At 64.1% G+C, this 12,791-nt stretch carries 13 protein-coding genes; 3 read left to right on the top strand and 10 right to left on the bottom strand.

What is annotated here, in order from left to right; genetic code table 11:
• The first annotated feature begins 109 nt into the window (after nucleotides 1-109).
• Nucleotides 110-403 (top strand): encapsulin nanocompartment ferritin-likeEncB family encapsulin nanocompartment ferritin-like cargo protein cargo protein, encoded by a 294-nt coding sequence (encB, locus tag AAK988_RS08940; RefSeq protein WP_135969946.1) that lies wholly within the window; start codon nucleotides 110-112, stop codon nucleotides 401-403.
• A gap of 274 nt (nucleotides 404-677) precedes the next feature.
• On the opposite strand, the gene AAK988_RS08935 is transcribed toward encB, so the two are convergent.
• The 7 genes from AAK988_RS08935 to AAK988_RS08905 form a co-directional block, all read right to left on the bottom strand.
• On the bottom strand, nucleotides 678-1,040 hold the full coding sequence (locus AAK988_RS08935) for a restriction endonuclease (RefSeq protein ID WP_135969947.1): 363 nt from the start codon (nucleotides 1,038-1,040) through the stop codon (nucleotides 678-680).
• A gap of 11 nt (nucleotides 1,041-1,051) precedes the next feature.
• Nucleotides 1,052-1,330: a hypothetical protein gene (locus AAK988_RS08930; protein WP_151429894.1), complete on the bottom strand. Its 279-nt coding sequence runs from the start codon at nucleotides 1,328-1,330 to the stop codon at nucleotides 1,052-1,054.
• Nucleotides 1,331-1,508: 178 nt separating this feature from the next.
• Nucleotides 1,509-1,898, bottom strand: coding sequence for a hypothetical protein (locus AAK988_RS08925; RefSeq protein WP_242369338.1), 390 nt, complete (start codon nucleotides 1,896-1,898; stop codon nucleotides 1,509-1,511).
• Between the two features lie 375 nt (nucleotides 1,899-2,273).
• Complete coding sequence (locus AAK988_RS08920) at nucleotides 2,274-3,053, bottom strand: MerR family transcriptional regulator (protein ID WP_369873595.1); 780 nt, start codon at nucleotides 3,051-3,053, stop codon at nucleotides 2,274-2,276.
• Between the two features lie 207 nt (nucleotides 3,054-3,260).
• On the bottom strand, nucleotides 3,261-4,421 hold the full coding sequence (gene nrfD, locus AAK988_RS08915; protein WP_151429892.1) for an NrfD/PsrC family molybdoenzyme membrane anchor subunit: 1,161 nt from the start codon (nucleotides 4,419-4,421) through the stop codon (nucleotides 3,261-3,263).
• Nucleotides 4,422-4,433: 12 nt separating this feature from the next.
• Nucleotides 4,434-5,051: a 4Fe-4S dicluster domain-containing protein gene (locus AAK988_RS08910; RefSeq protein ID WP_150839039.1), complete on the bottom strand. Its 618-nt coding sequence runs from the start codon at nucleotides 5,049-5,051 to the stop codon at nucleotides 4,434-4,436.
• Between the two features lie 2 nt (nucleotides 5,052-5,053).
• Nucleotides 5,054-7,456, bottom strand: coding sequence for a molybdopterin-dependent oxidoreductase (locus AAK988_RS08905; RefSeq protein ID WP_369880635.1), 2,403 nt, complete (start codon nucleotides 7,454-7,456; stop codon nucleotides 5,054-5,056).
• Nucleotides 7,457-7,691: 235 nt separating this feature from the next.
• Between AAK988_RS08905 and AAK988_RS08900 the strand changes: the two genes are divergently transcribed.
• Nucleotides 7,692-8,288, top strand: coding sequence for a TetR/AcrR family transcriptional regulator (locus AAK988_RS08900; protein ID WP_369880634.1), 597 nt, complete (start codon nucleotides 7,692-7,694; stop codon nucleotides 8,286-8,288).
• On the opposite strand, the gene AAK988_RS08895 is transcribed toward AAK988_RS08900, so the two are convergent.
• Nucleotides 8,285-8,974 (bottom strand): SOS response-associated peptidase family protein, encoded by a 690-nt coding sequence (locus AAK988_RS08895; protein WP_369880633.1) that lies wholly within the window; start codon nucleotides 8,972-8,974, stop codon nucleotides 8,285-8,287. The two genes, AAK988_RS08900 and AAK988_RS08895, sit on opposite strands and share 4 nt — an antisense overlap.
• 740 nt (nucleotides 8,975-9,714) lie before the next feature.
• Here AAK988_RS08895 and AAK988_RS08890 point away from each other — a divergent pair.
• Nucleotides 9,715-10,080 (top strand): arsenate reductase family protein, encoded by a 366-nt coding sequence (locus AAK988_RS08890; protein ID WP_369873589.1) that lies wholly within the window; start codon nucleotides 9,715-9,717, stop codon nucleotides 10,078-10,080.
• A 285-nt stretch (nucleotides 10,081-10,365) separates the two neighbouring features.
• On the opposite strand, the gene AAK988_RS08885 is transcribed toward AAK988_RS08890, so the two are convergent.
• The gene (locus AAK988_RS08885; RefSeq protein ID WP_369880632.1) at nucleotides 10,366-11,952 is read right to left on the bottom strand and encodes an FAD-dependent oxidoreductase; all 1,587 of its coding nucleotides are present in this window, start codon (nucleotides 11,950-11,952) and stop codon (nucleotides 10,366-10,368) included.
• Nucleotides 11,953-11,978: 26 nt separating this feature from the next.
• Nucleotides 11,979-12,518: a cytochrome c3 family protein gene (locus AAK988_RS08880; protein ID WP_369880631.1), complete on the bottom strand. Its 540-nt coding sequence runs from the start codon at nucleotides 12,516-12,518 to the stop codon at nucleotides 11,979-11,981.
• Nucleotides 12,519-12,791 lie beyond the last annotated feature (273 nt).

The following is a 12,791-nucleotide window of genomic DNA, read 5'->3' as shown; positions in this document are numbered from 1 at the left end:
TCGTCACCTACGATACTCCGAAGCGCTCGAAAAACCGTTGCGACGGCACGAGGCGCGAGGTACCGAGGACGCGGCCGCCGAGGCGGGGCGTCGGGTGAAAGGAGCTGTCATGGCCACTATTTCTGATCCGTTTGTCATGGAAGTGCCGCGGAAGCTGACCGATCAGGAGCTCATCAACGCGATCCGCCAGGACATCATCGGCGAGCTGGAAGCCATTCACGAGTACGACGCCCACGTGCAGGCGACGGACAACGAAGACGCGAAGAAGGTGCTCTCCGACATTCGCGACGAAGAGCGCGAGCATATGGGCGAGCTGTTGGAACTGCTGGAGCGCCTGGCCCCCGATGAGAAGGGCCTCCACGATGAGGGCCGCGAAGAAGTGCGCGAGATGCTGGACAAGTAGCCCCATCCGCCGAATACCACTACGAGCATTCTGCTTGCAGCGCAAAGAGGGCCCGGCACGTTACGACCACTGCCGGGCCCTTCCACGCTTACCCTTGGCCCCGGCAGCAGACCTCCCAGACCCCCAGCCGATCAGCCAGTTCGACCCGCGAGGCGCACAGGCATCGTCACCACTCAGTTTGCGTCTGTAGACAGTCACTTCCAGATTGTCCAAAACCGTCCCAGCACGCGAACCCTCAACCACCTCATAACCAAAGTGCACTTACAACTTCGGTCTAATCGCCTATATCGAAATAGTCGCGATCAATACCCTTGATCTCATAGGTGTGTCGAACCGAGACGCCAACATTATGGGCGACCATCAAACGTGCGAGCTGATCTCCATCCACAAGCACAAGTTTTATGGCATGCTGCATACTTGCAAACTGAAGGGCGCCTTTCGAGAATCGCGCCGTTGTGATAAAAAGACCCTTTGTCGCGCCCGTTCCCGTCAAAGCGCCCACAAATGCCTGCAAGTCGGGCCGTCCGACACTCGCATTCAGATCCCATCGCTTTGCCTGAATGTAGATGTTTTCAAAGCCGAGCTTGTCCTCGCGGATAACGCCATCGATGCCCCCTGATAACGTTTGTATGCGCAAACGTCAGTCTTCTAAGCCAGGGCAATCAGGACCTCGCCGATGGTAAGTCCGCACTGGGAAAGTACCGTTGCCATGTTGAATTGATGCACGGCATGGCGCACGACCATCGTGGTACGGTCGATTTCCGCCACCTTCGCCCGCGTCTCTTCATAGCTGTACGCTGGCGGATCGGCCACCTCCTTATCGCCGAGCACATAGGTGCTGCACTCTGCCTCAATACCAAGAATGAAGCCCTTCTCATCTTGCAGCCGGCGCAGATACTTGTTAGCGCTTGCCGACGTGAATTCCATGGCAGCCCCCTTTCTTGGACAGTCGCCGGGCACCACTCCTCGGGCAGAGCGACCGATGACAGCGTTCAGCATGCCCCAAACAATGCAGAGATCGCAAGGGGCCGATTCCGCTCCGTTGGCAACCTGTAAGGCACCATGGCCCAAACCGCGCCCCTTGCAATACCGTCGCGCTTGGCACTCACCCAATTAAGGCTGCATCCCCGAGGCGGCATACGGCGTAGACGAACCGCGGCCGATCATCGAGCCGCTGGCGCAAAGCCAAGCGCCAAGCCAGGGCGTCGCGCTCCTTCTGGAGGGCCTCCAGTGCCGCTTCCAAGGCTGCCCGTTCAGCCCGATCATCGGCGGCACAAGCCCCCACGTCGCCACAGGATTCGGCAGGGCCGGCACGGCCCGCAGCGCCACCCCCATCGGCTGCGGCCCGGCGCCCCTGAACCACTACCGCCTTGAGATCCGCCCGGCGGTAGAGCGTGCTGCGGGCCACTCCTACGCGCTGGGCCACCTGGTAGAACGACGGAGTCTTCCCCTCTGCCGCCAGGTCGTTCACCGCCGCCTGCACCCGCGCCTTCAACGACGACCCCCTTGCACCCGACGCTACCTCTACAGCCTCCCTGCTTGCTCTCGCACTCATAGCTTCCCTCCTATTCCAAACATTTGTTCTTCTTTTGGAGGCCAGTGTAGCGCGAAAAAAGATTCCCGGTGACCCGAAGTAAGGACACAGAGCCTTGAGAAGAGCGCGACCGCCCGGCACTTCCCCATCGGACGATTTGGCGTAGGCCGACCTTCCCGTTATTCTCCGGAAAGAACCCTCGCGGACATCGCCCTTGTGCAGGAGCGCGCCTGAACCGACGAGCCAGCTGTTCGCCCCGCGGCGCCGCCTGGGGGCAGAATGACGAGACTGCCCCCAGGCGCAACGGATCGTTGCCGCTACGTCGTCGATCCGCCCTTACTCCCGCTCCGCGCACCAGGCCACGAGCGCATCGCGCAGAAAGGCCGTAGCCCCCTCGCCGGCGGCGTTGTCGTAGTAGGCCGTGAAGCGCGGATCGGCCACGTAGCCTTCGGCCAGGGCGGCGTGGGCCTCGGGCGAGTAGGCACCCGCGCCCCAGTGCATCTGCAGCCAGCGGGCGTGCATGGCGCACAGCTCGCGCGCCTCGGCGCTTTCCGCATCGCCCGTGGCTCGGGCCGCCTTCAGCTGCTCCAGAATGGCCGCGCCCAGCGCTTCCGCGTCGTTCCACTCCTCCTCGGTCAGGGCGGCCATGCGCTCGTTGGCCGCATCCACGGCCGCATCGCCATAGGCCGCGCGGACCTCGGCGCCATAGGCAGCCTCGTTCTCGGCAATCACACGGGCCTTCATGCCCTCGAATCGTTCTGCATCAGTCATCGTACATCTTCCTTCCAGGGACGCGATGGTCTTCTCCACCGTTCCCACCAGGGTTTCCAGTTCCTTTTGCTGTGCGCGCAGCGTGACAAGATGGCCGTTCAGCGCGTCGTGGAAGTTGAACGTGGGGTCTGCCAAGGCCGCGCGGATGTCGCCCAAGGCCAGCCCGCACGACCGCAGCAGCAGAATCTGCTGCAGCCGCGCCACATCGTCGGCCCCGTAGCGCCGGTAGCCGTTGGCTGTGCGAGTCGGGTGCAGCAGCCCCTCGTCCTCGTAATGGTGCAGGGCCCGCACCGTCACTCCCGCCAACTTCGCCAACTGCCCCACCGTGTAGGCCTTTTCTTCCATAGGTACCTCTTCCATCCATCCTGTCGAGCCCCAGCATAAACCCTCACGCTGCGGAAGGGTCAAGGGAAGATTTTATCGTCAAGCCAAAAAATACCGCTGGCGACAAAAGGAGGAGGCAGCCCCGTGGGACTGCCTCCTCCGCACATAAGAGACGACCGAGAAGATAAGCACCGGGCGGATGTCGCAGTGCCAACGGCCCCGCGTCGGCTACTTCCTCAGCAGCAGCTGGCACAACACCGTGAAAGCGCACACGCCGAGCGCGAAGATGCCCACGGTCAGCACGACCTCCGGCACCGTGGGCGCATACACGCCCATGATCGCCCACATATCGGCAGCACCCCCGGTCTGGGCCGCCGCGCTGCCCAGGGTGATGCCCGGGCCGCCGACGATGTTGGGCACGGCGAACCCGGTGAACATGAGCCAGCAGCGCTTGCAGAACACGCCGGCCACCACGAGCACAGCCGCCACGCCCACGATCTTCATGTTGCGGCGGTTCTTCGCGAACACCAAGAGGCAGAAGGGAATCACCAGGCCGCACACCACTTCGAACCAAAAGAAGGGAGCCGTGCCGCCGAACAGCAGCGTGTTCACCACGGCCAGGCCGCCCTCGGTGCCGTTGTAAGCCGTCGTGAGGATCTCGCAGCCGATGAAGTAGGCGTCCACGGCGATGCAGGTGCACAAAAGCCCCGCCAGACTCGTGATCAGCTCGTTGGGAGTCTGGAACACGCCGCGCGCCCGCAGGCCGAACAGGGCAAGCACCAGCAGAGCTAGGCCAGAGTCCAAAGCCGAGGCCACGAAGATGGGCGCCAGGATGGCGGTGTGCCAGGCCTCGCGGGCAATTTCCAAGCCGAAAATCCACGCGGTCACGGAGTGCACGAGGATGGCCACTGGCAGCGCGAAGCGCGACACCACCGCCACCTTCGCCGGATCGGCCTTCGCCGAGCACATAAAGTACAGGTACACCAGGTTAATGACCAGGTACAGCGTGATGACGATCATGTCCCAGGCCAGAGGCGACATGAAGTTCAGCCCCGTCACCATGCGCCAGATGCGCTGGATACCGCCGAGGTCCACGAGCACGCAGACTCCCGCACAGCAGATGCACACGAGCGACAGGATGACAGCCGGCAGCGCCACGGCCTTGTACTTCTTAATGCCGAAGATGGAGGCCGACGAGGCCACAATGAGGCCGCCGGCGGACAGACCGACGAAGAACATGAAGCAGGTGAGGTACAGCCCCCAGCTCGTGGAGTTGTTCATGCCGGTTATGCCGAGCCCGAACATCAGCTGGTAGACGTACACGCCGGCGCCTACGAGGGCCAGCACGCCCGACCCAACGACAAGCGGGTTTTTCATCAACGAAGTCATAGCGCAATCCCCCTAGCGAACGTAGAAAACCTGCGGGCGCGTGCCCTTATCTTCCAGCAGAACCTCGGCGCTGCCCTCGCGGCGCAGGCGCGACACGGCGGAATCGGGATCGTCCAGATCGCCGAAGATGCGCGCATCGCCGGGGCAGCAGTGCACGCACATGGGTACCTCGCCCTCGTCGGTGCGCTCCTTGCACAGGGTGCACTTCTCCATCACGCCGCGACCGCGCTCGGGCACCCGCGCATCCCCATAGGCAGCCCCCGTGGCACGCACGGGCTCGTTCCAGTTGAACGTGCGGGCGTTGTAGGGGCAGGCGGCCATGCACATACGGCAGCCAATGCACTTGTCGTAGTCGATTTCCACGCGGCCCATATCATCCTTGTAGGTGGCGCCGGTGGGGCACACCCGCTCGCAAGCCGGGTTCTCGCAATGCTGGCACGCCAGGGGCAGGTAGGTGCGCGTGAGGTGCGGGTAGACGCCCTCGGCGCCGTCGAACTGCTCGCAGCCCTCGGTCAGCACCCGGTTCCACAGCATTCCGTCGGGCACGTTGTTCTGCATCTTGCAGGCCACCGCACAGGTGTTGCAACCAATGCAGCGGCGCAGGTTGATGCCGATGGCAAGCTTCGTCATGGCTACTCACCAGCTTTCTTGATCTCGATGAGCGTATCGTTATAGGGAATCATGGGGCCGAAGGGCAGCGCATAGCCGCGCTCGTTCAGCGTGTCGTTGGACACCGCCTGCATAATGGTGCCGTCCAGGTACTGGCGGTAGGTGCTCTCCACCATGAAGGCGCTCTCGGGGCGCACCGACTCGTTCAGCCGCAGCACTGTGCGGAAGGAGCCGCGGTCGTTGAACACCTCCACCGCATCGCCGTCCTCCAGGCCGCGGGCGGCGGCATCCACCGGGTTCAGCTCGATGTGGGGCTCGCTCACCTCCTGAATCCACTTCGCGCCCGAGTAGGCCGAGTGCACGCGGAAACGGGAGCGGGCCTGGTTGAACTGCAGCGGGTACTTCTCGCGCAGCGGGTTTTCCGGATAGGCCTCGCACGGCTGCTCCCAAGCGGGGAACGCCTGGCCGAATTGCAGCAGCGCCTCGTAGTAGGGCTCCTGCTTGCCCGATGCCGTTCCGTAGGTGAAGCCCACCTCGGGCGCAATGAGGTCCTCCGACCCGATGAGGCGCAAGGCGCCCCCGGCTTCCTGGAGCTTCTCCAAGGTGAAGCCGGCCACCTGCGGGTCGTCGGTGGTCAAAAGCGCCCGCGCGTACTCCTCGCCGTCGGCCGGGAACACGTCTCCCAGTCCCATGGCCTCGGCGATGCCCTTCTCGATGTAGAAGTCCGACTTGCTCTCGAACAGCGGGTCGAGCACCTTCAGGTTGGCCAGAATATGGGCGTTGGCGCACTTGATGCCGCCGACGGCGTCGGCGCACTCGAACTTGCTGCACGAGGGCAGTACCAGATCGACGAAATCGGTCACCGAGCTGTGGTAGATGTCGGCCAGGCACACGAAGTCGAGCGAGTCGATCCACTCCAGGGTCTTGTTCCAGTTCGCGGCCTTCTGGGTGGGAATGTCCCCGAAGAACATCGCGCCGTGGATGGTGTCGCCCTTGACCACATCGTAGAAGCCCTGGGGGCTGGGTGCCGGCGCCATGCCCTCGGGAAGCGGCCAGGCGCCCAGGTGCGCCTCGTAGGGCGTCACGTGGTAGCCGTAGATACCGCAGCCGGTGCCGCGCTTGCCGTAGTTGCCCGTGAGCGAGGCGATGAGCGCGTAGCAGTGGCCGGCGACGTCGTTGTTGCCGAACTTGTCGATGCCGCCCACGCCGTTATCGATGATGGAGGGGCCGGCCGCGTACTGGGTGGCCACATCGGCCACCACATCGGCGGGAATGTCGCAGGTAGCAGCGGTCCATTCCAAGGTGTAGGGCTCCATGTCCTTCCGCAGGCGCGTGAACTGGGTGAGGTAGCGCGTGCCGTTAACGGTGAACTCGCCTTCCAGGGCGGCAGCAACGCCCGCGGTCTCCTGGGGCACCGCCGCGTTTGTGTTCTCGTCCCACACGTAGAAGGTCTTCAACTCCACCGGCTCGCCGGTCTCGGGATCGGTGCCCGGCGTCACGTCCACCAGGCACGCACCCGTTTCCGCATCGATGAGGAACGGCAGCGACGTGTGGGCGAGCACGTGCTCGCGATCGAACAGGTCCTCGTCCAGGATGTACTTCGTCATGCCGAGGAAGAACGCCGGGTCGGTGCCGGCCCGCAGGTTCACCCACTGGTCGGCCTTGCCCGCCGTGGGGCTGAAGCGCGGGTCCAGGCAGATGAATTTCGTGCCCGCCTCCTGCGCATCCAGCATGCCGCGCGACCAGGTGAGGCTCGTCTCCACCAGGTTCGTGTTGGCCAGAATGACCACGGCAGCCTCGGGCCACTCCCAGATGGTGTTCTGCGCGAACATGCCGATCCAGGGCGAGAAGGCCATGATCTGCCCGTTGCCCTGGCCCATGTCGTAGCCGTTCATGCCGCCGGCCTGGGCCCCCAGCACGCTGGCCAGAAGCGGTGGGAAGCGCTGCGAGGCCTCGGTGGAGAACTGGATCCACAGGGCGTCCTTGCCGTACTTGTCCTGGATGGCCTTGAAGTTCTCGGCGATCATCTGGAAGGCCTCTTCCCAGCTGATGGCCTCGAACTCGCCGCTTCCCCGCTCGCCCACGCGCTTCATGGGGCGCTGGATACGCGCCTCGCCGTAGATGTTCTGCACCTCGGAAAGGCCCTTCAGGCACACGTTCTGGAAACGATGGTCCTCATTGGGGCGCGGCTGGATCATCGCGAGCCGCCCGTCACGCACAGTGCACTGCAGCATGCAATTGCACAGGCAATGCTCGTTGTGATAGGTAAAGGCTTGGGTCTCGCCCGCCGATCCCGCGGCCGGCGAACCAGCTGCCTCGGCGATGCCCGCCAGGTTCGCGCCCGCGAAGCCGACCGCACCGGCAACGGCAGCGGTTTTCAGGAAGCTGCGGCGGCTCAGCGCGCTCCCCCTCGGTTTCTGCTCCATGGTATCCTCCTGCTCTTCTCGTACCCGTCTTTGGCCGCTCGCGCCTTCCCCAAGGCCAGCGGCGATTCCTGGGTGCAGTCTACGAAGCGTCAACAGGGAAATCACTGCCCATTTGAGGGAGAGCGGGGCTTATGCCCCATTTTTGGAAATGTGGGCATTAACGAGGTCGCCGAAACGGCGTTACACCCGCTAAGATACGAACAACGACAAGAAGCAGGGCCGCGAGGAGGGGACGATGATCGACAGGAAAAGCGATCTGCGCGTCGTGCGCACGCGCAACGCCCTGCGCGGGGCCTTCGAGGAGCTGATCGCCGAGACGACCCTCGACAAGATCACCGTGAAGGCCCTCACCGATCGAGCCGGCATCAACCGCAAGACCTTCTACCTGCACTACGAGACCATCGAGGCCTTCTACGACGAGATCATGAACGGCATCATGGACGAATTCTTCGCCTACTACGAGAAGACCCCCGACGATCCGTGGGATATGGACGGCCACGCCCGGCGGTTCTTCCGCTACCTGGCCGCCCAGCCGCCCATGATCGAGCGGCTCGTCTGCTCGCCGAGCTTCTACGACTTCGGCGAGCGCATCTACGCCACCCAGATGAACCGCTACCGCGCTTTCGCCGACGAGCTGTTCTGGCGCGAGGGCATCACGCCCGACCAGGAGGAGCTGGTCTGCGCCCTCATCCGCAACATGGCCCTGGAGTGCTATCGCGAATGGGTGCGCGCGGGGAAGGTGGTGCCCGTGGAAGAGGCCGCCCAGCTGCTGGGGTCCATGACGCTCCACAGCGTGGAGCACCTCATGAGCCCCCGGCCCGAGGCATCCTAGAACAGCGACAGCTGGTCGGGGTCGGCGGAACGCTTCGGGCGCTGTGCGGGCACGGGCTCCTCTTCGGAGGTAAGGGGAACGGGCGCGTGGCGGTCGAGCAGGACACGGGCGTCGGCGGCGGCGTTCAGCCACGCGAGTGCCTCCGGGGCCGTGAGCGACAGCGGCATGCGCGTGTGCACGGCGCCCACCACGGCATCGGGCTCGCAGGTCACCAGCACGAAGCGGTCGCCCAGGCGCAGGCCGGCCAGCAGCAGCGCCTCGCTTCCGCGGGCGGAAAACCGGTACTGGGGGCGCCGGCCGGAAGGCGCGTCCACGTTCCGCGTCTCGTAGAAGGCGTGCACCGGCACGATGCAGCGGGCCCGCTCCATGGCCTTATGCCACAGGCCCGATCCGCCCAGCGCCGACTCGATGCGCGCATTGAAGACGAGCCCCCGCTTCCAGGGCACTTCCACGCCCCAGGCCAGATCGGCGCGCCTAAGCTCGTCGCCTTCCGCGATGACAACCGGGCTCTCCGCACCGGGATAGCAGTCGATAGCCTCAAGTGGAATGTCGGCGGGGCGCCCGAACGACAGCGGAGGCACCGACGCCACGCCCGCCCCGAACGCCACGGCCCGGCGCACCGCGTACAGCCAATCCACCACCGCATCGGCCTCTTCCCCACTCACCATCTCAAACCGGTGGCACACCGAAACCTCCATTCTGCGGCTGCCTCAAGCAAAACCTGACGCCCGTGGCCCTCTGTTGACCGCACCTGCAAACCGCCTCAAAAGCCCCTCGATAAGCCCTACACGGATGGCAGCACGATCTTGAAAGGCCCCTCATCGTCTCCAAGAACCGCCTCGCCTTCTAGTCCCAACGCCTCGGGAGTCGATGAACGTTTGGACTGCCGCCCACATTCCCTCTACTACCATGTAGCCCCGAAAATGCGCGAGAAGCCGCGCGTGCAGAAAGTCCGGCACAGCGGCGCGGGCGGCGCAGCATTCCCTCACCGTTGCAAGGGCGTCATCGTTCACGCCTACCGTCCAGCAAAACTCCTCGAAGTCCATCGGAAACATGGTGACTTCGGTGACGAAGCCGACAGGGTACGAGCGCACATGCCCCAGCTCAATTCCCAGCGTCGAGCCAGAGAACGCGTAAGAGTAGCGGCCGTCTTACTTTTCTGCCCTCGCCAGCGTTCCAGGGTCTTAAAGGCCTTGCGTTTGGACATATCATCATCGCCTGCCATTTTACCTGCACCAGCGGAATTACACTTTTGCAAATCTTTATTTTGATGATTCTGGCACTTTTGCAAATCTTCTACGAGGCATCTTCTGCGCTTATAAAGCGATTCGTACGTACAGCAAAATTGACGACCATCTCTCGCAGAATGAGCCGCCCAAGGACTATAATTCTTGCTCTTCTTAGAAGTTGAAAGAAGGAGAACCCCATGGCCGATACCGTTCTGTTCCTAGAATATCCCAAATGCTCTACCTGCCAGAAGGCGAAGAAGTGGCTGGATGCGCAGGGCGTGACTTACACCGACCGCGACATCGTGACCGACAACCCCACCGCCGACGAGCTGCGGCACTGGCACGAGCGCAGCGGACTGCCGCTCAAGCGCTTCTTCAACACGAGCGGCATGCTCTACCGCGAGATGGAGCTGTCGAAGAAGCTGGCCGATCTGTCCGAGGAGGAGCAATACGCCCTACTCGCCACCAACGGCATGCTCGTGAAGCGCCCCCTCCTCGTCACCGACGTCACCATCATCCCCGGCTTCAAGGAAGCCGCCTGGGAAGCCGCGCTGGGACGGTAGAGTTGCGAGGGACGCCCCCGTGGCACGCCCCTCGCAAGCTCCCATCCAGTCCGGGCACAGCGTTCGCCAGAACGGCACGAGGGGCCCCTGGCGCAGAAAAGCCCGGCCGCCGAAGCTGCCGGGCTCGAAAGGGAGGGTGCCGTCGTACCCCGAACGCACGAGTCCCGCCGGCTTATGGGGAAGCGCCGGCGGGACTCGTGAGCGCCGTCGATGAGGGGAGGGGGAAGGGTCGACGGCCAAAGGTATGCGACTGCGCCGCCCGAAGACGGCGCAGGAATCGCTGGGCTACAGCGTGGGGAAGTACTCGTTCACGGCGTGGTCGGCCGCCCAGTAGCCCGACACGCGGGCCCACAGCTGGGTGGAACCGGGCGCGCAGGACACGTCGTAGTAGGGGCCGAACAGGGCGCCGGCATCGGAGCCGCCGGCGTACAGGCCGGGAATCGGCTTGAAATCGTTGCGGATGACGCGGGCGTGCTCGTCCACCTTCAGGCCGCCCACGGTGTTGTAGAAGGCCAGCAGGCAGCGGAAGCCGTAGAAGGGAGGCGTGTCCATCTTGCGCAGGAACTCCGGCGCCTTCAGGAAGTCGCGGTCGTAGCCGCCGTCGCAGTAGCCGTTGTACTTGTCCACCTCGGCCTTCAAGGCAGCGGGCTCCATGCCCAGCATCTCGGCCAATTCCTCGATGGTGTCGGCCTTGAACACGCGCGGGTTGTCGCGGACGATGGCCGCGTCTATCTCCTCTTGGAAGTGGGGCACCGGCTCGCCGGGCTCGAAATAGTTGGCGCGGCGGGTGACGACGCCCTCGGCCATGATCTTGTCGACGAAGGCCTGGTCGATCACGGCGAAGACGTGCTGCTGCTGGGAGCCGATGTTGCCGGACAGCGTCCAGTCCTTGATGACGCTCTCGTCGCAGAAGCGGCGGCCGTCCTGGTTCAGGAAGATCTCGTCGGCCTGGTTCACGCCGCACACGGTGAGCGCCCCCTTGTTGTAGTGGCCGGGGAGGATCCAGCTGCAGTAGTTGATCGCCTCGGGATGGTGCAGCAGCGCGCCCAGCTCGAGGCCCATGTTCAGGCCGTCACCGCGCTGGGTACCCATGGAGCCGCGGGGGATAACGCAGTCGTAGGACACGTTGGTGTAGTGCTCGAACATTTCCTTGTTGGCCGCGAAGCCACCGGTGCACAAGTCCACGGCCTTGGCGTTCACCTGGGTGATCTCACCGGTGCGGCTCTTGCACAGCACGCCGGTCACCGCACCCGCCTCGTTGGTGAGCAGCTGATAGGCGCGGGCGTCGAAGAGGAACTGCACGCCGAGGTCCTGGGCCAGCTGGTACATAGTATAGATGGCGTTCAGACCGCCGGAGGTGCCGTCCTCGCCGTGGTCGTACTTACCCTTCTCGTTGTAGGTGATGCCCTGAAAGTCGGTGGTCCAGGCGCGCACCTTCTCACCGTCGTCGGCGTAGCGCCGCGTGACGATGGTGTTGCTCGCGTAACGATGGTAGGAGGCCAAACCGTCGTAGTAGTGATCGGCCGCGCCCACGTTCTCCAGCGCGTTGTCGGTGCCCATGGCCACATTGCCGATGTTCTCCACATAGCGGGAGTTGCCGCCGATGCCGTTTTCCGTGTTCACATCCACGAGAATGACCTTGGCGCCCAGCTCGGCGGCACGGGTAGCCGCGCACAGGCCGGTGGTGCCGCTGCCGCACACCACGAAGTCGCAGTCGTAGGTGGCGGTTACATCGCCGGCTGGGGCGGCCTCATCCGCCTCGTCGGCGTGGGCGGCCTCGGGGGCGAGCCCCAGGGCGCTTGCGGCCAAAGCGGCGGCGCCCAGGGTGGTGGAGCCGAGCAGGAAGCTGCGGCGAGAGAGTTCTTGCGTCATGATAGTTCCCTTCCTTCCGTGGGTTCCTACTCGAAGCCGTCCCAGCCCTCGGGCAGGTCCATGTAGTGGCATTCCACACAGTTCAGCGTCGGCTGGCCGTGCATGGAGTGGCACTGGCCGCAGTCAACGTCGCCACGGTGGTTGTCGTGCACGTTGTACGTGCCCTCGGGGTTGTAGATGGTCTTGTCGCCGTCGAGCACCGTGGTGTCCACGATCTTCTCCCAGCTATGGCAGCCGTCGTTCAGGCAGAACTCGCGCGTGGCTATGGTGTTCTCGGAGGGACCCACCAGCTCGGCGAAGTTGCCTACCTCCTTCATGACGTCATCGTCATGGCAGCTCTCGCAGGTATTGCCCAGCTTCTTGTGCATGGTGATGAGCGTGGAGGGATCCTCCGCCTCGTAGCTGGCCACATAGGGGTCGTCCGGATGCTCGGCCATAGCGGCCTCCCAGTCGCCGCCGCTCTGGCTCAGCGGCTCGGTGCTCGGGCTGCACGCGGCAGCCACGCACGCCATGGCACCCATCAGCGCCAGCGTCGCCACGGCGACCATCATCTTCCGTGCCTTCATACTGCTTCCCTTCCTTCCTCGTCTTCCCCAGCGCCTCTCGCGCCGGGCGCCCCAGCTTGCTCTTTTCCTCTTGTTTTCCGGGACGCCCCGATTGTGGCTCGCGGGCGTTCGGAAATCACCTCATGTTTCATGGGGAAATCGGCCGCCCCCTCCCCTCCAATGACCCCATAAAAGCTGGGGAAGGCAAGGAATCACCTGATCATATGCCTCCTTTTCGCCTCTGACTGCTTTCGCACACCGCTCAGGTTGCCGCCTCGAGCCGGCGCGTATCCC

The sequence above is a fragment of the Adlercreutzia muris genome, from assembly GCF_041223505.1.
Classification (GTDB): Bacteria; Actinomycetota; Coriobacteriia; order Coriobacteriales; family Eggerthellaceae; genus Adlercreutzia; species Adlercreutzia muris.
The sequence above is the reverse complement of the archived record's forward strand: the minus strand, read 5'-3'. Positions and strand labels throughout refer to the sequence as shown.

Excerpts from the sequence above, each read along its gene's own strand:
- AAK988_RS08880 (WP_369880631.1), bottom strand. The coding sequence starts at position 12,518 with ATGAAGGCACGGAAGATGATGGTCGCCGTGGCGACGCTGGCGCTGATG.
- AAK988_RS08900 (WP_369880634.1), top strand. The coding sequence starts at position 7,692 with ATGATCGACAGGAAAAGCGATCTGCGCGTCGTGCGCACGCGCAACGCC.
- AAK988_RS08920 (WP_369873595.1), bottom strand. The coding sequence starts at position 3,053 with ATGGAAGAAAAGGCCTACACGGTGGGGCAGTTGGCGAAGTTGGCGGGA.
- AAK988_RS08890 (WP_369873589.1), top strand. The coding sequence starts at position 9,715 with ATGGCCGATACCGTTCTGTTCCTAGAATATCCCAAATGCTCTACCTGC.
- nrfD (WP_151429892.1), bottom strand. The coding sequence starts at position 4,421 with ATGACTTCGTTGATGAAAAACCCGCTTGTCGTTGGGTCGGGCGTGCTG.
- AAK988_RS08930 (WP_151429894.1), bottom strand. The coding sequence starts at position 1,330 with ATGGAATTCACGTCGGCAAGCGCTAACAAGTATCTGCGCCGGCTGCAA.
- AAK988_RS08885 (WP_369880632.1), bottom strand. The coding sequence starts at position 11,952 with ATGACGCAAGAACTCTCTCGCCGCAGCTTCCTGCTCGGCTCCACCACC.
- encB (WP_135969946.1), top strand. The coding sequence starts at position 110 with ATGGCCACTATTTCTGATCCGTTTGTCATGGAAGTGCCGCGGAAGCTG.
- AAK988_RS08910 (WP_150839039.1), bottom strand. The coding sequence starts at position 5,051 with ATGACGAAGCTTGCCATCGGCATCAACCTGCGCCGCTGCATTGGTTGC.
- AAK988_RS08905 (WP_369880635.1), bottom strand. The coding sequence starts at position 7,456 with ATGGAGCAGAAACCGAGGGGGAGCGCGCTGAGCCGCCGCAGCTTCCTG.